Source organism: Streptomyces griseoviridis (assembly GCF_005222485.1).
Classification (GTDB): domain Bacteria; phylum Actinomycetota; class Actinomycetes; order Streptomycetales; family Streptomycetaceae; genus Streptomyces; species Streptomyces hintoniae.
The window spans coordinates 8,782,491-8,801,417 of record NZ_CP029078.1 but is presented as its reverse complement, the minus strand read 5'-3'; the positions used below and the strand labels follow the sequence as shown (position 1 = coordinate 8,801,417).

Sequence of the window (18,927 nt, the reverse complement as noted above, 5' to 3'; positions counted from 1 at the left end):
GGTGGTGCGGGAGGCGGCGGGGTCGATCAGTGCTGCGGGTCGAAGCCGTCGCGGAAGACGGGTCGCTTCTCGCCTGCCTCCACGGGCAGGTGGAAACGGTTCTGCCGCGGCGGCATCGGACAGTTGTACTGATCGGAGAATCCGCAGGGCGGCACGAAGGCGCGGTTGAAGTCGAGGACGACGCGGCTCTCGTCGTCGGTGCGCCGGACGAAGAGGAAGCGGCCCGCGCCGTAGGTGGTGTCCCCGTTGGTCGGGTCGCCGAAGACGAGGAGCAGGGTGCCGCCGTCGTCGAAGGCGCTGAGGGTGTAGTCGCGGCCGTCGACGGTGAGCGCGATGTCGCCGGGGACGACGAGGTCGCGGGTGCCGCCGTTGTCCCGGATGTGCTCGAAGGCGATGCGGCGGGCGTCGGCCACCGGCGTGTAGGTGGCTTCCAGGACCCAGGACGGGTCGTACGGGAAGGCCTCGACGTCCTCGAAGTGGCGGACGGCGGGCGCGGCCGCGTCCCAGAAGCGCAGGCCGTGCTCGGGGGCGCCGGTGACCAGGTCGGTGCGGCGCAGTGTGGTGACGGTCACGGTGTCGGGCTGTCCGGCGCGGGCCGCGTCCAGGTCGGGCTCCTCGCCGGCCGGCAGCCAGCGGGTCTCGATCAGGGCGAGGTTCCCGGTCGGCGCGGTGAGCGCGCGGCGGCGCCCGGCGCGCCAGGTGTTCCACTCCTCCCCCCGGTCGACGGAGGACGGCGAGGCGTAGGACTGGGACACGGCGTACTCATTCGGCTAGAAGGTCACGGCCGTCACGGATTGTGCGTAGCTGGCCAAAGCATGCACTTTATCGTCCATAAGGTCTTCTAATGTCAAACCCCCGTCTCGCCCTCTGAGACGGCCGTCCACGGCCACGGGGGGCGCGCGGGCCCGTCCGGGAGGGGCTAGAAGGTGTCCAGCCACACCACGATGCCGGTCCGCCCCGACAGCACCGCCGCCGTGCCGGCCCGTACGGCGGCGGCGCAGCGGGCCGGGGTGAAGGACGCGGGGGCGTAGGTCGACGACATGCCGAGGCCCTCGCCCCGGAAGGACGCGCCCGTCCAGTCGACGGCGGTGACGTTGTGCGTGGGCTCGGCCAACTCCGCGCCCACCACCAGGAATTGCTGGGCGAGATGGTTCGGGGTGACGGTCGCGAGCGGATCGATCAGGTCGTTGCCCGCGCTGATCACGAGGTCGGCCCGCAGGGCGACCGCGGAGTCGGCGGCGGTGAGCAGATCGGGACTGTCGGCCGCGTCCACGGTCCGCAGCTCGACGTCCTCCCGCTCGGCCCACGCGCGCACCGCCGCCACCAGCGTCCTGGTGGGCCGGTCGGTGCCCGCTGTGAGGAGCACCACCCGGTAGCCGCGCGAGGGGCGCACCCCGGACCAGGAGCCGGGCCGCGGGGTGACGGTCGCCTCGGGGGCGGGCGAGGCGGACGGATCGGCGAGGCCGAGGAACCCGGCGCCCAGCTCGCCGACGGCGGAGGGGCTCGGGTGCGGACGTGACCAGTCGTCACCGGAACCGCATCCGGTGAGCAGGGCGGTGGCCGCGCACAGGGCGGCGGCGGCCAGGAGCGGGCGGCGCAAGACGATCGTCCTCCGGAGTGTGGGCCGCGACGACGCGGCGGGCGCGGGCGGCCGGCGGCGGAACGCGGCCGGCCGCCCGTCGCAAGGGGGGGTGCCTTCACATCCTGCGCCGCCGCTTTTCGGGATCTCCACGTCTGTGACCTTGATCGAGCAGTTGTTCCCACACGGTTCGCCGAACGGCCGCCGTGGGTTCACACCCGACCCGCACGGTGCACGGGCAACCCCAAGGAGCCCCATGTCACGCCCTGTTCGCCGCCTCCTGGTCATCCTCGCCGCGGCGGTACCCCTCTTCCTCGCCCTCCTCGGTCCGGTGCCGTCGGCCTCGGCCCACGGTTTCTCCTCGACCGTGTACGCGCGTGTCGTCGACGCCGACGACGGACGCCTGCGCACCGAACTGAGACTGGAGTACGACCTGTTGGTGGTCTCGGCCGCCGACACCGGCAAGGACGACCCCCTCTTCCGCACCGGAACCGACGCCTTCGAGAACGGGGACAGCCGCGACCGGGCCGCGGCCCTGGACGCGCACCGCGACACGGTCGTCGGCTACGTCACCCGCCGCTTCACCGTCAGCGGCGGCGGCGCCTGCGCCCCCGCGCCGGCCGGCGGTTTCCGCATGGGCGAGGAGGAGGGGGTGCCCTACGCCCTGCTGACCCTCGACTGGACCTGCCCGCCGGACGGCGAGGGCGGCGGCGACCACGAGATCCGCAGCGCTCTCTTCCCGGACGCCGAGGGGTACGTCAAGGGGACCAAGACCATCGTCACCTACACGGTCGGCGGGCACAGCGGCAGCGCCGCGCTGGACTCCGCCCACCCGTCGTTCTCCGTCACCCAGCCCTGGACCGCGCGGTTCTGGGAGTTCTTCCGGCTGGGCGCCGAGCATCTGCTGGGCGGCATCGACCACATCCTGTTCCTGCTCGCGCTCATCGCCGGGTCACGGCGACCGCGCGAGATCGTCCTCGCGGCGACCGGCTTCACCCTCGCCCACTCGGTGACGTTCCTGCTCGCCGCCCTCGGCCTGGTGGAGGTGCCGGCCAGGATCGTGGAACCCGTCATCGCGCTCTCCATCGCCGTGGTGGCCGGCTGGCACCTCTGGCGGGCCCTCGGACGCGGCGTCCACGCCACCGATCTCGCGCCCACCGGCGGACGGTTCGGCCTCGACCGGGCCGGCCGGCTCCGGCTGGCCGTGGTGTTCTGCTTCGGCCTGGTGCACGGCCTCGGCTTCGCGGGCGCGCTCGGGATCGAGGCGGCCTGGTCCTGGACGCTGCTGTGGTCGCTGCTGGTCTTCAACGTCGGGATCGAGGCGGTGCAACTCGCCGTCATCGCCGTGGTGTTCCCGCTGCTGCTCCTGGTGCGCCGCCGCTCACCGCGGGCGGGCCTGTGGATGACCGGCGCGCTCTGCGCGGGCGTCGCCGCGATGGGCCTCGTCTGGTTCGCGCAGCGCCTGTTCGAGGTCTGAACCGGCCTCCGCCGGATGCGTGCGGCCGGCCGCAGGGGTGCGAATCAGCCATCGCCACCTGCATGTTCAGCCACACCCAAGATCACATTTAGCTGGAGTTCACCTTGCGGCGAAAGCTTGGCGATCTCCACTGCACGCACACATCGTGCACACACAAGAAACGACACCTCATGAGATCGAAGAACCCCGCGGGGGCCCACGGGCCGCTGCGACGCCGTGCCGCCGCCTCGGCCACCGCGGCATCCCTGGGCCTGCTCGTGGCCCTCGGCGGCGGACTCGCGTCCCCCGCCGCGGCGGCCGACACCGCCACCCTCTCCGGAATCGTCCTCGGTGTGGGCGCCAACGAGACCCAGCGCACGGTCAGCTGGTACTCCTCGGCGGACACCGCCCAGAAGATCCAGCTCGCTCCCACCGCCCGGCTCACCGGCGGCGAGTTCCCCGGCGACGCCGCCACGTTCGACGCGCTGGGCGCGGCCAACATCGCCACCAGCGGCGGCTACAACCGCCACGCCACCATCACCGGCCTCCAGGAGAACACCGCGTACTCCTACCGTGTCGGCAGTGACGGCAACTGGTCGACCGCGTACGCCTTCAAGACGCAGGACTTCGAGGGCGCCTACGACTTCCTGTTCCTCGGCGACCCGCAGATCGGCTCCTCCGGGAACGTCGCGGGTGACCAGGCGGGCTGGCAGGACACCCTGGACGTCGCCACCAAGGCCAACCCGAACGCCGAACTCCTCGTCTCGGGCGGCGACCAGGTAGAGACGGCGAACACCGAGTCCCAGTGGAACGCGTTCCTCGCCCCCGACCAGCTGCGCCAGTACCCGTGGGCCGCCACCATCGGCAACCACGACGTCGGCGGCAAGGCCTACGAGCAGCACTTCTCGACGCCCAACACGGACCGCTCGGGCTCGTACTACTCCAACGGCAACCCCGCCTCCAACACCTCGGGCGGTGACTACTGGTACATCTACAAGGATGTGCTGTTCATCGACCTCAACAGCAACAGCTACGCCACCACGCAGGGCGGCGGCGGCGACGAGGCACACACCAAGTACGTCAGCGACGTCATCGAGCAGCACGGCTCCGAGGCGAAGTGGAAGGTGCTGGTCTACCACCACTCCATCTACTCGCCCGCCTCGCACGCCAAGGACAGCGACAACAAGAAGCGCCGCGTCGACTTCCCGACCACCTTCTCCAAGCTGGGCGTCGACCTCGTCCTGCAGGGCCACGACCACAGCTACTCCCGCAGCTACCTCGTCAAGAACGGCGAGAAGGCCGACAAGAACGAGCAGCCGGGCGCGGCCGACGTCTACCCGGGTCCCGGCGGCGTCCTGTACGTCACCGCCAACTCCGCCTCGGGCTCGAAGTACTACGACATCACGGCGCCCGACAGCAGCGGCACCAGCGGCGCGGGCAACGGCGCCGACCCGCTGAACCCGAAGAACTACTGGTACAACTCGGTCCAGAACCAGGAGCACGTCCGCAGCTACGTCAAGGTGCAGGTCCGCAACGACAAGCTCGTCGTGGAGAACCTGCGCAGCGGCACCTGCGCGGCGCCCAACTCCGAGGTGGAGCAGGGCATGTCGTGCTCCAACACCGCGTCGGGCCAGCCGGTCGGCTCGGTCGTCGACAAGGTGAGCGTCCACCCGTACCAGGGTGACGGCCAGTCCCTCCAGGTCACCGTGCCCAACCCGGCTCCGGGCGAGTTCGGCTGGACGATCGACGGCTACAACGGCCTGGTGGACCTCGGTACCGCCAAGGAGCGGGACGGCGACCACTTCACCGCCACCGGCAAGATCAACTCGATCCTCGTCTCGGACACCCGCCGCACCCTCTCCCCGTGGTCGGTGTCGGCCGACGTCAGCGACTTCAAGGACGCCGCCAAGACGTTCTCCGGCTCCTACCTCGGCTGGACGCCGTACCTCCTCGACGCGGGGGCCGGTGCCAAGGCCGGCGCCTCCGTCGCCTCGGGCTACGACGACCAGGGCAAGGGCCTGTCCGTCTCGCGCGGCCTCGGCTCCGCCGACCAGGGCCACGCCCGCGGCAAGGCCAAGCTGGGCGCCGACCTGGATCTCAAGATCCCGGACAGCGTCCAGAAGGGCGGCTACCGCGCCACCCTCACGATCACCGCGCTGAGCAGCTGATCGTTCCCGTTCCACCCGCGGGGCAGGCGGCCGTCAGGTCGCCTGCCCCGTCCCTCCAGGAGACCCCGCCATGCGCGCACCCGCACCGCACCCCCGCACCTCCCGCCTCCGCGCCCTGACCCGCGCCGTCGTCGCGACGCTGCTCGCGGCCCTCGCGTTCACCGGCACGGCCGGGGCTCCCGCCCGCGCCGCCGGCGGAGACGTCACCTGGACGGTCAGGACCGCCGCGAACGGGTACGGGAAGGACCGGTCGAGCTTCAGCCACGCCGTCAACCCCGGCGGGCATGTCGAGGACGCCATGGTCGTCGCCAACCACGGTGAGGAGCCGCTGCGCCTGACGGTCTACGCCGCCGACGGCTACACCACCGAGAAGGGCCAACTCGACCTGCTCACGCGGGAGAAGAAGTCCGCGGGCGTCGGCGCCTGGGTGCGCGCCCGGAAGGAGAGCGTCCTGATCGCCCCGGGGAAGAGTGCCGAGGTCCCCTTCACCATCGACATACCGCGCAACGCCACCCCCGGTGACCACGTCGGCGGCATCCTCACCTCCCTCAAGCAGGCCGACGACACCGAGGGCATCGCCGTCGACCGACGCCTCGGCATCCGCGTCAAGCTGCGCGTCAGCGGCCCCCTGCGCCCCACCCTCGCCGTCGAGCGGCCGCACATCGACTACCACAGCACCGCCAACCCCTTCGGCCAGGGCGACGCCACCGTCACCTACACCCTCCACAACACCGGCAACGCCCTGCTCTCCGCCGCCCAACAGGTCACCCTCACCGGTCCCTTCGGCACCCTGCGCACCGACGCGGGCACCATCGCCGCGGCGCCCGAGCTGCTGCCGGGCGAGCGCTGGACGGTGACGGTACCCGTCCACGGCGTCACGCCCGCGCTGCGGCTGACCGCCACCGCCACGGTCACCCCGGCGATCACCGACGCGGCCGGTTCCACCACGTCCCTGCGGCCCGTCGAGGCCACCGTCACCGGCTGGGCCGTGCCCTGGACCCTCGTCCTCGCGGTGCTGTGCCTGCTCGCCGCCGCGACCGCCGCCTTCCTGTTGCGCCGCCGCGCCCGCTCCCGCGCCGCCGAGCGCGAGGAGACCCGGGTCCGTGACGCCGTCGCGCGGGCCCTGCACGAGCGGGAGCGGCAGGACGTCTGAGCCGCGCGCACCAGGACCTGGCCGCAACCGCGCACGGTCCGGGCGCGTCTGAGCTGTCCAGAGCCCGACGGCGCGAGGGAGACCGACCATGGCGACGGTGACCGGGGGGCTGCTCTGCGCGGGGACGGCCCTGTTCCTCCTCCTCTGCGCGCTGATCGAGGTCCTGCACACCAGGCGGCTCACCCGCAGCGGGGTGCGCACCGAGGGGACCGTGATCGCCAACGTGCCGCTGCGCGTCGACGACGGTCCGGCCCGTATCCCGGTGATCGCGTTCGCCGACCAGCAGGGCAGGCGGGTGGAGTTCAGGCCCCGGATGCGCGGCCGGGGCATGGGTCTGCCGACCGGCGCCACCGTACCGGTGGTCCATCCGCCCGGACGCCCGCGCCAGGCACGGGTGCTGACGCGACGTCATATGACGGGTCCGGCGGTGGCGTTGACGCTGGGCGCCGCCGCGTTCCTCGGCGTCGCCGCCGTCATCGTGGCGGGCTGACCCCGACCCGCCCCCGTACGACGTCACACCGGCCCGACGTCTGGTCCGGCGGCCGACGGCGTGGTCAGCGCGGCGGCCAGGCGCAGCCGGTCTGGGGCGTGCGGGTCGGGCACGGCGCGGACGGCCGCGAAGCGGTTCAGGTCGGCGGCCGGCCTCGGGACCGTGCGCAGCACCAGCCGGTCCCCCGGCGCGAGCAGACCGTCCATGACGGCCTCGGCCAGCAGATGGTTGAGGTGCACCAGCGCGTCGGCCAGCGTGCAGTCGACGGTGGCCAGGCACAGGTCCCTGCGCACCGGCGGACGGCTCACCACCGGCGTCCGGTACGCCGGGTGGCGCGGGATCTCGAACGCAGTGTCCTCGCCGGCCCGGATCGCGGCGGGCGCCTGGAGGAGTTTCAGCAGCCGGCGCAGCGCGGTGGTGGCGCCGGGCGGTCCTGGCGCCGTCCACGCGGCCGACCCGTCGGGGGCGGTCCTGGCGAGCGGGAAGCGGGCCCCGATCCGCTCGGGGTCCCCCGCCAGGAACACGGTCCTGGTGAAGGCGCGGCGCCAGGCGGCGGCCTCCGCGGCGTCGAGTCCCAGCGCGTACGCGCAGGTCTGCCGAGCCCAGCCGGCGAGGTCCAGGTCGCGCACCACGACGGCCACCAGGGTGTCGTCGCCCGCGTCGTCGCCCGCCGCCGCGCCGGCCGCGGCCAGGCCCGCCGCCGTCGACAGGTCGTGGCGCGCGGCGAGTTCGGGCCGCGCCCGGCGCAGCCGTTCCGCGACGGCGGCCCGCAGGCTCCCCTGGACGGCGTCGGTGCCGGTGTCGGTGTCGATGGTCACAGGTACACCCCGGTCAGGAGGTCGCCGGCCGGGCGGCGGCCCCTGCCCAGCAGGGACGACGTCAGCCGGTAGGGGTCCACGTGCAGCCGGGAGCCGCGGTGGCGTGCCACCCGTTCGGGCAGCGGCACGGCGGGCGGCAGCGGGTCGGCGTCCGCCGCCGCCAGGAGGCGTTCGGCGCGGCCGAGACACTGGTGCAGCAGGTCGGGCCTGTACCCCTCGGCCTGGCCAGGACCGAGGACGGCGATGAAGTACAGGCGCACCCCGAGGCGTACGGCTTCGGGGCGGTGGCCCGAGCGGGCGGCGGCGAGCAGGGCGCCCGCGTGGTCGTCGCGCCAGTCGCCCTGGCGGGCGGAGCGGATCGTGCCGTCGATAGGGACCCGTCCGACGGGCACCCGGGCCACGGTGGGGCCCAGCTCCGCGAGGACCCGGGCGAGCCGCTGGTAGTCGGGGTCGAGCTGGCTGTCGTAGAGCAGCGCGACCTCGTCGAACCGCGGTGCCAGCGGCAGGAGTTCACGCAGGGCGCAGGCGAGGTAGTTGGGCCTGCCGTCGGCGCCGACCAGGGTGCGCAGCGGCAGCCCGTGGCGGGTGAGGTCGAGGAAGACCGGTCCGCCGAGGGCGCGTTGGTCGAGGCACATTCCGAGGGCGCCGAGCCGCTCGACCATCTCGTCGAGGGCGAGCCCCGGCGGCTGGTGGGCGAGGAGCCCGGGGTCGGTGAGGCCGAGTTCGGCGTACTGCTCGGCCCAGATGCCGAGGACCCGGCGGGCGGCGGGATGGGTCCAGCCGTGTTCGACGGCGTCCAGGTAGGGGCGCAGGGCGGCCGCGGGGACGTTCTCGTCGGCGGCGCGGAAGGCGACGTAGAGGTCTCCCACGGCGCGTTCGTCGAGGGCCGTGTAGTCCCGGTCGCCGTAGCGGCGGTCGAGGAACTCCCAGAAGCCGAGGGTCTGTTCGGTGGGGTGGTAGGTGGTGTGGCTGTAGCGCAGGGTGACGTCGGCGACGTGCCGGGTGGCCCGGTACATGACGTCCGCCCAGAGCAGGCCCTTGAGGTGGCTGGGGGTGAGCGGCTTGGACGGGGTGACGGTGACGGGGGCCAGCAGCACCCGGTGCCGGGCTTGGCGGGTGCCGGTGCCGTGGTGCGCGGCGTACGCTCCCGGGGCCGGCGTGGCGGTGGCCGTGCCGTGGTCGCTCACCGGGGCGCCCGCAGCGAGCCGTGGACGAAGAACACCCGGCGCGCGCCGGGCACCTCGCGCGGCACCACCGGATCGGGCCAGCGGCCGAAGTCGGCTTCCTCGTCGCCGGGTTGGCGGGCCGTCACGGTGTAGCCGCAGGTGTCGAAGAGGTGCTCGGGCTCGTCGCTGCCTGACACCCAGGGCGTGCCCCACTCCTCGAAGACGGCGAGCAGGGGCCGCATGTCGGACAGCGTGAGGGCGGCCGTGTTGACCAGGTCGGCGGCGATCTCGCTGCCGGGCGCGGAGCAGGCGGCGATCCTGGTCAGCAGTCGGCGCACCGCGTCCTCGGGGAGGTAGTACAGCAGGCCCTCGAGCACCCACACCGAGGGGCGGGTGGGGTCGTAGCCGCTCGCGTGCAGGGACTGCTCCCAGTCGGGGCCGGTGAGGTCGGCCGCGACGGTGCGCAGGTCGGCGCGGGGTGTGGCCTCGGCCAGCCGGCGGCGTTTGTGGTCGAGGAGGGCGGGCCGGTCGATCTCGAACCAGCGGGTGCCGTCCGGCCATCTCAGCCGCCAGGCGCGGGTGTCTAGGCCCGCAGGCGCCGACACGACCTGGCGGATGCCCTGTTCGCGGGTGAGGCGGCGCAGGTGGTCGTCGAGGAAGCGGGTGCGGATGGCGTTGAAGTCGGGGGTGCTGGGCACGTCCCGGCCGGCGGTGCGGCGGCGGCCGGCCGCGGCGACCTCGGCGAGCAGCGCCCAGCCCGCCTCCCCTGCCAGGCCGGCCGCGTAGGGGTCGGTGTACAGCCGGTCGGGACGGCTGGTCTCGGCGGCCCGCAGCGCGGCGGTGAGCAGCGCGGTGCGCTCCAGCCCGGTCAACGACGGCTCGACGGGTGTGCGTTCGCCCTGCGCGGTCAACGGCAGCTCGACGGCCCGTTGTGCACCCTGGACGGTCAACGGCAGCCCGATGGCGCGGTGTTCGCCCCGCGCGGTCAACGGCGACTCGACGGCGCGTTGTTCACCCTGCCCGGTCAACGACGGATCGACGGCAAGATGTTCGCCCCGCCCGGTCAACGGCAACTCGACGGCGAGGTGTGCGCCCCGCCCGGTCAACGGCCGCTCGGCGGCGCGGTGTTCGCCCTGCGCGGTCATACGGCGTCCTCCTGGGGCGGCGAACCGGGTGCGGTGGCGGCGGGGCCGACGAGGCGTGCCCACGCGGCCGGGTCCTGGCGGAACATGCGGTCCTTGACCTGGGTGGGGCGGACGCCGCCCGCGACGGTGTCCTGCCAGTCGCGCAGGAACGCGTCGGCCGGCAGCCGGAGCGCGGTGGGCGCGGCGAGCCGCCCGGTGGCCCGCGCGCTGCGGTAGCCGGGCGACTCGCGGGCCAGCCCCTCGTCGAGCCGGGCGCTGAAGGCGGCCGACTCGTCGTCGTGCCAGGGGGTGGTGGGGGCGACGGCGACGGTGTAGCGGGCGGTGCCGTCCGCGCTCTCCACCCGGGTGGCGGCGTTGTGCAGTTCGAGGCCGGTGGCGTCGAGGGCGCCGGACAGGGCCCGGACGACTTGGGCGTCGCGCAGCCGCTCCCCGGCGTGGTCGCTGCGGGTCGCGCGCCCCGCGTAGGCGAGGCGGGGGACGCCGTGGGCGCGGTCGACGACCCGGACGACGTCCCCTACGGCGTAGCGGTAGAGGCCGCCGACATGGCTGAAGACGACGTGGTAGTCGCGGCCGGGTTCGAGGTCCTCGGCGAGCAGGGTCGGGGTGTCGGGCGCCAGGTCCTCGTCGGCGTCGGCGAACTCGTACACGGACGCGGTGACGACGGGGCTGCCCGCGCCGGCGTGCCGGTCGAGAGCGACGGCGACCGGGCCCTCGGAGGCGGCGACCGGGGCGGGCAGCACGGTCACGCCGGGGCCGAACTCCTCGCGCAGTCTGGGCAGATAGAGGGTGGCGAGGCCGGTGGTCCAGCAGAACAGGGCGCGCATCCTGGGCCACATATGGGCGGGCCGCACGGTGCCGAACCGGTCGGCGATCCGCTCCAGTTCGGCGGCGCGGGCCGGGTCGGGGGCGGTGTGCGGGAGGCCGCCGAGGGTGCCGTCGCGGATCTCCTTGACGATCCGCGGCCACCACAGGCGCAGTTGGTGGGGCAGGGCGGCGACCATGGCCGGGTTGATCCCGATGACGCAGCGGACGTCGCCCGCGACGGCGAGGCGCAGCCGCAGGTACGCCTTCTCCAGGTGGTCCTGGGCGGCGACCGGTACCGGCAGGGCCGCCCAGGGGGCGTCGGTGCCTGGTTCACGGGAGAGGGGTTCGCCGAAGGTCTCCCCGAAGTCGACCTGGCTGGCGCCGACATGGGGCCGGCCTGAGGCGGTGGTGGGCGGTCGGGTGAGCGGGTCGTGCTTGAGGTTGAGGACCGCGTCCGGGCGGTGCAGCACCTCGGGGAAGTGGCGGAGCAGCGGGGCCCAAGCCGCGTAGTAGAAGGGGAAGAAGGTGGTGCGCATGAAGCGCGGGGTGACCGGGATCTTCTTGTGGACGCCGGTGGTTCCGCTGCTGGTGAAGAAGACGGCGGGCCGGTCGGCGGTGAGGACGCCCGCCTCGCCCGCCGCGCTGCGCTCGATCCACGGTTCGAGGTCGGCGTACGTCTGGAGGGGCACGGCCGCGCGGTACTCGTCGAGGGTGCGGATCCGGGCGAAGCCGTGGGCGGTGCCGTAGTCGGTGCCCGCGTTGAACCGTAGGAGGTCGTCGAGGACCTGGCGGCGGTGGCCGGCCGGGTCGCCGAGTGCGGCCAGCAGCGTGGCCCGTTCGGCGAGGACCCGTGCGGTGTAGCGCGCCGCGCGGTCGGTGCCGGGCCGCGGGTCAGCCGAGTTCATGGGTGATCAGCTCCCGTACGGTGGCCGCGGTCCGCGCGGCGTCGGCCTGTTCGGCGAGGACGGTCACGGGCAGGTCCCGTATCTCCTCGCGCACGAGGCGGTCGAGGTCGGTCTGGTAGCGCGCGAACCCGTGCGGTTCGGGGCGCGGTCCGTAGTGTTCGAGGGGGTTGAGGTCGGCGCCCTCGCGCGAGCGGCGCCAGGCGCTCTCGGGGGTGACGTCGAGGTAGATGACGCGGCCGGGCCGGGGGAAGGACCGCCACCAGGTGAGGAGGGGGTCGTCGGGGACGCCGGCGAGCCGGCACTTGGCGAGGAACTTGTAGTAGTAGGAGTCGACGACGGCGGGGGTGCGCGGGTCGCCGTCGAGGAGCTGGTCGCGCAGGTGGACGACGGCGGTGTGCACCATCGCGGCGAGGAAGTCGGGGGACCACCGGCCGTCGTGGGGGGCGACGTCCCGCACCACGTCCCGGCGCAGCCTGCCGATCAGGGCGTGTTCGGGGGCGAGGAAGGTGTCGTCGACGGAGACGAGGCGCCAGGGGGCGCGGGCGCGCCGCAGTTCGGCCAGGACCGAGGACTTGCCCGCGTAGTCGGGTCCGAGCAGGACGAGGAAGCGTGGGGTGGTGCCGTCGCGGGAGAGGGGTCCGCCGGGTCCGCCGTGCGACGGGTGCGGGGTCGTTCGGTGCGGAGCCGCGTCGTTACGGCTGGGGGGCATGGGGCGGTTTCCTCTCCTTACCGGTCGCGTGGGTTCTCGTCCGGTGCGGTCGCCGCGCGCGGGGCGGCCCCGCCGACGGGGGTCGGGGCCGGTCGGGCGCCGTGGGCGGCGGGTGGTCAGCCGTTCGGGGGGCGCTGTCCCCACGCGGAGATCAGCAGGGTGGTCATGTCCTGGCCCCGTGGGGTGCCGAGGGCGTCGAGGAAGTCGGCGAGCTGCTCGGCGGTGACGAGGCCGCTGTCGACGAGGGTGTGGCCCTCCTGGCGCAGCCGGGTGCCGATGAGTTCGTCGTCGGCCGCGGACTGGCCCGGTCCCGCGGGGGTGACCTGTGAGTCGACGGCGGTGAGTCCCGCGCGGCTCAGGGCGGCGGGCAGGCCGCGGGCCCAGCGCATGTCGGCGCCCTGGGCCTCCATCCGCCGCACATAGCCGCCGACGAGGGCTCTGCCGACGGGGGTGGGGGCGTGTTCGGCGGGGAGGTAGTAGAAGTCCTCCGCGACCAGCCAGCCGCCCGGCGCGAGCCAGCGGGTGATGCGGGCGAGCGCCTCCTCGGGCGCCCGGAGGTGTTCGAGGACGGCGCGCACGAGGATCAGGTCGAAGCCGCCGTCCGGGAACTCAGCTTCCGTCAGGTCTTCTTGACGGATCGTCAAGTTGGGTGCCCGGTCGGGTTCCAGGTGTCCGGTGTCGGTGTCCAGGGCGATCACCGAGCCCTCGGTGACCCGCTCCGCCAGCCAGTAGGCCATGGACCCCGCGCCCGCTCCGAGGTCGAGGCAGCGCCAGGTGGGCGCGAGGGGCAGCCGGCCGACGAGGTCGGTGGTCACCGCGTCGTACTTCTTCTCGAACAGCCGCAGTTGGTCGAGCGGGGAGAGGCGTCCCCGGGTCAGCGATCCGGTGCTGCGGGTGGAGTGCGCGTCCGTTGTCATGCCGGTCTCTTCCTGCGGGCGGTCGGGTGCGGGCGGCTCGGGCGGTGCGGGCGGTGCGATCGGGGGACGGGCCGCCGCTAACTGGCCGCGACGGTCTCGGCGACCAGCGTGCACAGCAGCAGGTCGGGCGGTGCGACCTCCAGGTCGGCGATGTCCTGCTGCCCGGCCGCGTTGCGCGGGTCGGCCATGTACGCGTCGAAGGCGGCGCGGTCGGTCCACTGCGGGTAGTTGACGTAGGTCGTGCCGTCGGGGCCGAGGTAGGGCGTCGCCGAGACGAACCCGGGGAAGTCCTTCTTCCAGTCGCCGCTGCGCAACAGCAGGTCCGCCATCGCCTCGCCCGCCGCCCGGTCGGCGACGTAGCGGATCGCGACGCAGGCGAGGCCGGGCGGCATCGCCGAGGCCGGGCCCCGCACGCCGGGTCCCGGGGCGCCGCCGACCAGGTCGGTGCGGAGCATGACCTGCCGGCCGAGCCGGGCGAGGAGCGCCTCGCCGAGGGTGGTGGCCGGGTAGGTGCCCCGGGCGCTCGCCTCGTCCCGCCAGCCGACGGTGTGCACGACGACGTCGCCGTCGAGGCCGAGGTGGGTGCGGCAGGAGAGGAAGCCGTCCAGGCGGCTGATCCGGTGCGCGACCTCCGTGTGCAGCGTGTCGAGCGCCGCCGCCGACGCCTCGGGGCCGCCGGTGCGCAGTACCAGGAAGGTCCTGAACCCCTCCCCCGCCGGGTCAGCGGAAGTCATCGGCGAACTCCGCGGCCCACTCGCGGAAGGTGCGCGGCGGGCGGCCGATGACCTCTTCGACGGTCGTGGTGACCAGTTCGGGCTCCTCGGTCAGCTGGGAGAAGTAGTCGAGGGCGCCGCTGGCGTAGGCGGGCGGCCAGCCGGCCCCCACCATGGCGTTCAGGGCGGCCTCGGCGGGGACGTCCTGCCAGCTCAGTTCGCGGCCGATCAGTTCGCCGATGATCCGCACCTGTTCGACCTGGGTGAGGACCTCGGGTCCGGTGATGACCAGGCGGCGGCCCGCGAGGTCGCCGCCGGTCAGGGCGCGGACGGCGACGGCGGCGACGTCCTCCTCGTGGATGGAGGAGCGGGCGGCGGCGCCGTAGGGGGAGCGCACCACGCCGGTCGCCTTGATCTGGGCGGCGTAGGAGAGGCGGGCGTTGGCGGTGAACCCGGTGGTCTGGAGGAACGTCCACGCGAGACCGGTCTTCTCGATCAACTGCTCCAGGTAGGCGTGGCAGTTGTTGTCGGCGTGCTCGTAGCCGATGTGCACCCCGATCGAGGAGACGAAGACGACGCGCCGGGCGTGGCGTTCGATGTGCGCCAGGACGGCCGGGGCGGTCTCGACGTCGAGGGTGAAGAACGGCCACATCAGCAGGACGGCGTCGACGCCTTCGAGGGCGGGCAGCAGGCTGTCGGGGTCGGCCAGGTCGCCGTGGAAGATCTCGACGCCCTCGGCCGGCAGGCGGCCCGCCCTGGGGTCGTCCGGCAGGAGCAGCGCGCGGGTGGTGACGCCCTCGCCGATCAACTGCCGTACGACGTTGGGGCCGACGTTCCCGGTGGCTCCGATGACCAGAGCCGTACTGTCCGCACCCATGACCCTTTTCCTTTCCGTTGGCTTCGCTGGATTCTCGCGGTGAGCCCCATGGGGACCCCCCGGGTTCCCGGCCGATATCCGGATCGGACGAAATGCGGCGCTCGCCCGCGCACATCGTGCGAGGGGCGGCCGATTTCCCGCCGGTGCCATTTCCCGGGAATTCGGGATACAGCTTCACAGCCCGGGAATCCGAGGGGCAAGGATCTTTCTCTAAGATTCCGCGAAGTTTCCGGTGGGCCTTCGGGCGCGGTCAGTTCCGTTCGGCGACCACGTCGAGTTCCAGGGTGAGGTGGCGGCCCATGGAGCCCTTGCCCTTGGTGACGCCGAAGGCGTACCGGTCGACGGTGGTGACCGCGTGGCAGACCAGTCTGCGGTCGTCGCCCGCGAGGCCGTCGAGGGTCAGCGCGGCCGGCTTGCCGATCCCGCGCACGGTCAGCCGCCCGTGCAGCAGATGGGCCTCGTCGCCGGTCTCGACGCGCTCGCCGCGGAAGTGCATCTCGGGGTGGGTGGCGACGTCCAGGAACGCGGCCTCGCGGACATGGCTGTCGCGCTTGGCGTTGGCGGTGTCGATGCTGGCGGCCGAGATGTAGGCGTCGACGGTCGAGGCGTCCACCGGGTCGGCGACCACCACTTCGCCGCGGTCGACGGCGAACGTGCCGCGGACGACGACGAGTCCGAAGAAATTGCGGATTCGGAACCTGACCGCCGACTGTGCGGGGTCGATGGTGTACGTGCCTGTTGTGGGCCTGAACTGTACGGCGTTTCCGTGAACGGCCATGGTGACTCCTCTGCGCTGTCGGAAAAGGGGAACCGGGACGTCTGGGTGGGCCGGTTCCCTTATATCGCTCCCGCCTCCCCGACGTGCCGCCGAACCGTGCACCGGGCCGCGGGGAGACGTCGACAGGTGAGGGGCGGGAGGGAACGGGGGCCCGTCAGGCCGTGACGGGGTCCTGGTGGGGGGCGTCCTTGTCGCGGACGCGTCCGGTGTGCCGGGGCACCAGGGCGGCGGCCACGGCGGCGAGCAGGACGGCCGCGGTGCCGGTCCACAGCGCGGGGGTGAGTCCGTCGACGAACGCGCGGGCGGAGGTGTAGCCGCCCTGCGCGGAGAAGACCGCGGACATGGTGGCGACGCCGAGGGCGCCGCCGACCTCGCGCAGCGCGTTGTTGGAGCCGGAGGCGATGCCCTGCTCCTCGGGGCGGACGCTGCTCATCACCAGGCCGGCCGTCGGGGCGAAGAAGAAGCCCATGCCGAGGCCGCTGACGACCAGGCTCGGGATCAGTTCGGGGTACGACAGGTCGGGCGAGACCACGAGGGCGAGCAGTGCGAGTCCGGTGGCCTGGAACAACAGGCCGGTGACCACGACGGGTTGGCCGCCGAAGCGGTCGGAGAGGGCGCCGGCGACGGGCGCGGCGATCATCGGCATGGCGGTCCACGGCAGCATCCGCACGCCCGCCTCCATCGGCGAGTAGCCGCCGACGTCCTGGAGGAACTGGCTGAGCAGGAAGATGGATCCGAACATGCCGACGAACATGAGGAGGCTGGCGGCGTTGACGGCGCTGAAGGCCCGGCCGCGGAACAGCCGCATCGGCAGCATCGGGTTCACCGCGCGCGTCTCGTAGCCGACGAACGCGGCGATCAGCAGGGTGCCGCCGATCAGCCCGCCGAGGACGGGAGCGCTGGTCCAGCCGTCGCCGTTGCCGCGGATCAGTCCGTAGACGATGCCGAACAGGCCGGTGCTGACGAGCGCGGTGCCGGGCAGGTCGAGCCGGGGGAAGGGGCCGCGGCTCTCGTCGAGGCGCAGCAGCGCCAGCGGGACGAGGACGGCGCCCAGCGGGACGTTGACCCAGAAGATCCACTGCCAGGAGAGGTGTTCGGTGAGGGTGCCGCCGATGAGCGGGCCCGCGGCGACCGCGAGGCCGTTGACCGCGCCCCAGACACCGAAGGCGACACCGCGCCGCTCGGGCGGGACGGCGGCGGAGAGCAGGGTGAGGGTGAGCGGCATCATGATGGCGGCGCCCAGTCCCTGGACGGCCCGCGCGGCGATGAGGGCCTCCATGCCGGGCGCGAGGGCGGCGCCCGCGGAGGCGGCGGTGAAGACGCAGAGGCCGATGGTGAACAGCAGGCGGCGGCCGAACCGGTCGCCGAGGGCGGCGCCCAGCATCAGGAGCACGGCGAAGGTGAGGGTGTAGGCGCTCACCGTCCACTCCAGGTCGCCGAGTCCGCCTCCGAGGTCCTCGCGGATCGAGGGCAGGGCGGTGGTGACGACGAGGTTGTCGAGGGCGGCCATGAAGCCGGCCGCGCTGGCGATGATCAGCGTCCATAACGCGGTGTCGCGACGGGCTGCCGGTCGCTGGTGCATGACGCTCCTGTGGGGTCGGGGGTGGTGGTCCCGGTGCTGCGTGCGGTCGCCGGCGGCGCTATCCGCCGACGGCGTGCAGTCCCCCGTCGACGTGGACGATCTCGCCGGTGGTCTTCGGGAACCAGTCGGAGAGCAGGGCGACCACACCGCGCGCGGCGGGCTCGGGGTCGCTGATGTCCCACTCCATCGGGGAGCGGTCGTCCCACACCTTGACGAGGTGGGCGAAGCCGGGGATGGAGCGGGCGGCGACCGTCTTGACGGGCCCGGCGGAGACCAGGTTGACGCGGATGTCCCGGTCGGCGAGTTCGCGGGCGAGGTAGCGGGAGGTCGATTCGAGGGCGGCCTTGGCGACCCCCATCCAGTCGTACATCGGCCAGGTGACCTGGGAGTCGAGGCTCATGCCGACGACGGAGCCGCCGCGCTTGTCCAGGAGCGGGAGCAGGGCCGTGGTGAGGGACTTGAGGGAGTAGGCGGAGATCTCGACGGCGGTGGCGACCGAGGTCCAGGGGGTGTTCAGGAAGTTGCCGCCGAGGGCGTCCTGCGGGCTGAAGCCGATGGAGTGGACGACGCCGTCGAGTCCGACGCCGTCGCCGAGGTGTTCGCCGACCCGGGCGGCGAGGTCGTCCAGGTGCTGCTGGTTCTGCACGTCGAGTTCGATCAGGGGGACCGGCTTGGGCAGCCTGCGGGCGGCCCGTTCCACGGCGGCGAGCCGGCCGAAGCCGGTCAGGACGACCTCGGCGCCCTCCTCCTGGGCGAGTCGCGCCACGTGGAAGGCGATGGAGAAGTCGGTGAGGACGCCGGTGACCAGGATGCGTTTGCCTGCGAGAATTCCACTCATGGTGCTCGGTGACCCATGCCCAATCCGCCGTCCGGACAGGGCGGGACGGCTCAGGTGGTGCTCCGGTGGTGGGTGAGGCTGCTGCTCAGGAAGGCGGACGGCGCGCGCCGCCCCGCCGATGCGTAAACTATACTTTACGCATGGTCGCGGGGGCCACCCACCGCGCTCCCGAACCGGAGAACGCGGGGACCGGCCGCGCGCGGGTCGGCCGTCGGGGCCTGCGGGAGCAACACCCGCCAGGGACAAGGGAGTAGACGGGGACGATGCCTCGCCGCGGCCGCCGGTCAGGCAGCGGTCAGCCGCGGTCCGTCGGGGCGGGGACGGCCTGTTCGTCGAGCGCGTCCAGCATCCGCAGCAGCTGACGGCGCATCGCGGGAGTCATCTCACCGGCCCGCATCGCGATGGTGCGCACCTGGCGGTCGGTGAGCTTGCGCTCCAACTCCTCGTGTTCCTCGACCTCTTCGACGCCGAGCAGATAGGCGGCCGTGATGGGCGGCATCTCCGGGGCGCGGCGCTCGTCGAAGAACTTGGCGATGGCCTTGACGACGGCGATGGTCGGGTTGGTGTTGCGCCCGGAGCGCAGCGCCGCGAGATAGACGCGGGAGACCGTCGTGTCGTGGGAGGGGTCCTCGGTGATCTTCCGGGCCACGTACGGCGTGGAGTACGACTGGGTACGGCCGTTGTCGTCCTGGAACGTCACGGACGCGAAGAGACCGTTCAGGCCCTCGGTGAAGTCACCGGCGGGGCGATGCCAGTTCATGGACCCGCTCTCCTCACCCACCACCGGATGCCGCCCTTCCGCGCCTCGTCGAAGTGAATTGGCGCTCCG

The 18,927-nt window shown here is 73.2% G+C and carries 18 protein-coding genes; 4 read left to right on the top strand and 14 right to left on the bottom strand.

Translation table 11 applies throughout. The features are described 5' to 3' along the window. Positions 1 to 26: 26 nt before the first annotated feature. Positions 27 to 755 carry a DUF1684 domain-containing protein gene (locus tag DDJ31_RS37970; protein WP_127175896.1) on the bottom strand — a complete coding sequence of 243 codons (729 nt, stop codon included), beginning with the start codon at positions 753 to 755 and terminating at the stop codon, positions 27 to 29. Positions 756 to 919: 164 nt separating this feature from the next. Continuing rightward, positions 920 to 1,600, bottom strand: coding sequence for a hypothetical protein (locus DDJ31_RS37965; protein WP_127175897.1), 681 nt, complete (start codon positions 1,598 to 1,600; stop codon positions 920 to 922). Between the two features lie 235 nt (positions 1,601 to 1,835). Between DDJ31_RS37965 and DDJ31_RS37960 the strand changes: the two genes are divergently transcribed. The 4 genes from DDJ31_RS37960 to DDJ31_RS37945 all read left to right on the top strand — a co-directional run bounded on the left by DDJ31_RS37960 (position 1,836) and on the right by DDJ31_RS37945 (position 6,846). Further along, positions 1,836 to 3,056: a HupE/UreJ family protein gene (locus DDJ31_RS37960; protein WP_127175898.1), complete on the top strand. Its 1,221-nt coding sequence runs from the start codon at positions 1,836 to 1,838 to the stop codon at positions 3,054 to 3,056. A gap of 170 nt (positions 3,057 to 3,226) precedes the next feature. Beyond that, positions 3,227 to 5,203 (top strand): purple acid phosphatase family protein, encoded by a 1,977-nt coding sequence (locus DDJ31_RS37955; RefSeq protein WP_127175899.1) that lies wholly within the window; start codon positions 3,227 to 3,229, stop codon positions 5,201 to 5,203. Positions 5,204 to 5,273: 70 nt separating this feature from the next. Further along, a complete protein-coding gene (locus DDJ31_RS37950) occupies positions 5,274 to 6,356 on the top strand; it encodes a WxL protein peptidoglycan domain-containing protein (RefSeq protein ID WP_127175900.1) in 1,083 nt (360 codons plus the stop codon). 88 nt (positions 6,357 to 6,444) lie between these two features. Further along, positions 6,445 to 6,846: a DUF3592 domain-containing protein gene (locus DDJ31_RS37945; protein ID WP_127175901.1), complete on the top strand. Its 402-nt coding sequence runs from the start codon at positions 6,445 to 6,447 to the stop codon at positions 6,844 to 6,846. Between the two features lie 23 nt (positions 6,847 to 6,869). Here the strand turns inward: DDJ31_RS37945 and DDJ31_RS37940 are convergent, their stop codons facing one another. The 12 genes from DDJ31_RS37940 to DDJ31_RS37885 form a co-directional block, all read right to left on the bottom strand. Then, positions 6,870 to 7,664, bottom strand: a complete 795-nt coding sequence (locus DDJ31_RS37940; RefSeq protein WP_127175902.1) for a DUF6182 family protein — start codon at positions 7,662 to 7,664, stop codon at positions 6,870 to 6,872. Beyond that, positions 7,661 to 8,851 (bottom strand): hypothetical protein, encoded by a 1,191-nt coding sequence (locus DDJ31_RS37935; protein ID WP_346656258.1) that lies wholly within the window; start codon positions 8,849 to 8,851, stop codon positions 7,661 to 7,663. Before DDJ31_RS37935 ends, DDJ31_RS37940 begins: the two co-directional genes overlap by 4 nt. Next, complete coding sequence (locus DDJ31_RS37930) at positions 8,848 to 9,975, bottom strand: class I SAM-dependent methyltransferase (protein ID WP_127175903.1); 1,128 nt, start codon at positions 9,973 to 9,975, stop codon at positions 8,848 to 8,850. The genes DDJ31_RS37935 and DDJ31_RS37930 overlap by 4 nt, the downstream gene beginning before the upstream one ends. Continuing rightward, positions 9,972 to 11,684 (bottom strand): GH3 family domain-containing protein, encoded by a 1,713-nt coding sequence (locus DDJ31_RS37925; RefSeq protein WP_127175904.1) that lies wholly within the window; start codon positions 11,682 to 11,684, stop codon positions 9,972 to 9,974. Before DDJ31_RS37925 ends, DDJ31_RS37930 begins: the two co-directional genes overlap by 4 nt. Next, positions 11,671 to 12,393 (bottom strand): hypothetical protein, encoded by a 723-nt coding sequence (locus tag DDJ31_RS37920; protein WP_240677928.1) that lies wholly within the window; start codon positions 12,391 to 12,393, stop codon positions 11,671 to 11,673. The genes DDJ31_RS37925 and DDJ31_RS37920 overlap by 14 nt, the downstream gene beginning before the upstream one ends. 116 nt (positions 12,394 to 12,509) lie before the next feature. Beyond that, positions 12,510 to 13,310, bottom strand: a complete 801-nt coding sequence (locus DDJ31_RS37915) for a class I SAM-dependent methyltransferase (protein WP_127175905.1) — start codon at positions 13,308 to 13,310, stop codon at positions 12,510 to 12,512. Positions 13,311 to 13,387: 77 nt separating this feature from the next. After that, complete coding sequence (locus tag DDJ31_RS37910; RefSeq protein ID WP_127175906.1) at positions 13,388 to 14,044, bottom strand: putative quinol monooxygenase; 657 nt, start codon at positions 14,042 to 14,044, stop codon at positions 13,388 to 13,390. Then, positions 14,031 to 14,900, bottom strand: coding sequence for an NAD(P)H-binding protein (locus DDJ31_RS37905; protein WP_127175907.1), 870 nt, complete (start codon positions 14,898 to 14,900; stop codon positions 14,031 to 14,033). Before DDJ31_RS37905 ends, DDJ31_RS37910 begins: the two co-directional genes overlap by 14 nt. Before the next feature lie 250 nt (positions 14,901 to 15,150). Beyond that, positions 15,151 to 15,678 (bottom strand): YceI family protein, encoded by a 528-nt coding sequence (locus tag DDJ31_RS37900; RefSeq protein ID WP_127175908.1) that lies wholly within the window; start codon positions 15,676 to 15,678, stop codon positions 15,151 to 15,153. A 154-nt stretch (positions 15,679 to 15,832) separates the two neighbouring features. Further along, positions 15,833 to 17,260, bottom strand: a complete 1,428-nt coding sequence (locus DDJ31_RS37895; protein ID WP_127175909.1) for an MFS transporter — start codon at positions 17,258 to 17,260, stop codon at positions 15,833 to 15,835. A gap of 58 nt (positions 17,261 to 17,318) precedes the next feature. After that, the gene (gene fabI / locus DDJ31_RS37890) at positions 17,319 to 18,098 is read right to left on the bottom strand and encodes an enoyl-ACP reductase FabI (RefSeq protein WP_127175910.1); all 780 of its coding nucleotides are present in this window, start codon (positions 18,096 to 18,098) and stop codon (positions 17,319 to 17,321) included. A gap of 295 nt (positions 18,099 to 18,393) precedes the next feature. After that, positions 18,394 to 18,858 carry a hypothetical protein gene (locus DDJ31_RS37885; protein WP_127175911.1) on the bottom strand — a complete coding sequence of 155 codons (465 nt, stop codon included), beginning with the start codon at positions 18,856 to 18,858 and terminating at the stop codon, positions 18,394 to 18,396. Positions 18,859 to 18,927: the final 69 nt, after the last annotated feature.

Excerpts from the sequence above, each read along its gene's own strand:
- DDJ31_RS37960 (WP_127175898.1), top strand. The coding sequence starts at position 1,836 with ATGTCACGCCCTGTTCGCCGCCTCCTGGTCATCCTCGCCGCGGCGGTA.
- DDJ31_RS37895 (WP_127175909.1), bottom strand. The coding sequence starts at position 17,260 with ATGCACCAGCGACCGGCAGCCCGTCGCGACACCGCGTTATGGACGCTG.
- DDJ31_RS37955 (WP_127175899.1), top strand. The coding sequence starts at position 3,227 with ATGAGATCGAAGAACCCCGCGGGGGCCCACGGGCCGCTGCGACGCCGT.
- DDJ31_RS37920 (WP_240677928.1), bottom strand. The coding sequence starts at position 12,393 with ATGCCCCCCAGCCGTAACGACGCGGCTCCGCACCGAACGACCCCGCAC.
- DDJ31_RS37915 (WP_127175905.1), bottom strand. The coding sequence starts at position 13,310 with ATGACAACGGACGCGCACTCCACCCGCAGCACCGGATCGCTGACCCGG.
- DDJ31_RS37910 (WP_127175906.1), bottom strand. The coding sequence starts at position 14,044 with ATGACTTCCGCTGACCCGGCGGGGGAGGGGTTCAGGACCTTCCTGGTA.
- DDJ31_RS37905 (WP_127175907.1), bottom strand. The coding sequence starts at position 14,900 with ATGGGTGCGGACAGTACGGCTCTGGTCATCGGAGCCACCGGGAACGTC.
- DDJ31_RS37950 (WP_127175900.1), top strand. The coding sequence starts at position 5,274 with ATGCGCGCACCCGCACCGCACCCCCGCACCTCCCGCCTCCGCGCCCTG.
- DDJ31_RS37885 (WP_127175911.1), bottom strand. The coding sequence starts at position 18,858 with ATGAACTGGCATCGCCCCGCCGGTGACTTCACCGAGGGCCTGAACGGT.
- fabI (WP_127175910.1), bottom strand. The coding sequence starts at position 18,098 with ATGAGTGGAATTCTCGCAGGCAAACGCATCCTGGTCACCGGCGTCCTC.
- DDJ31_RS37930 (WP_127175903.1), bottom strand. The coding sequence starts at position 9,975 with ATGACCGCGCAGGGCGAACACCGCGCCGCCGAGCGGCCGTTGACCGGG.
- DDJ31_RS37945 (WP_127175901.1), top strand. The coding sequence starts at position 6,445 with ATGGCGACGGTGACCGGGGGGCTGCTCTGCGCGGGGACGGCCCTGTTC.
- DDJ31_RS37900 (WP_127175908.1), bottom strand. The coding sequence starts at position 15,678 with ATGGCCGTTCACGGAAACGCCGTACAGTTCAGGCCCACAACAGGCACG.
- DDJ31_RS37925 (WP_127175904.1), bottom strand. The coding sequence starts at position 11,684 with ATGAACTCGGCTGACCCGCGGCCCGGCACCGACCGCGCGGCGCGCTAC.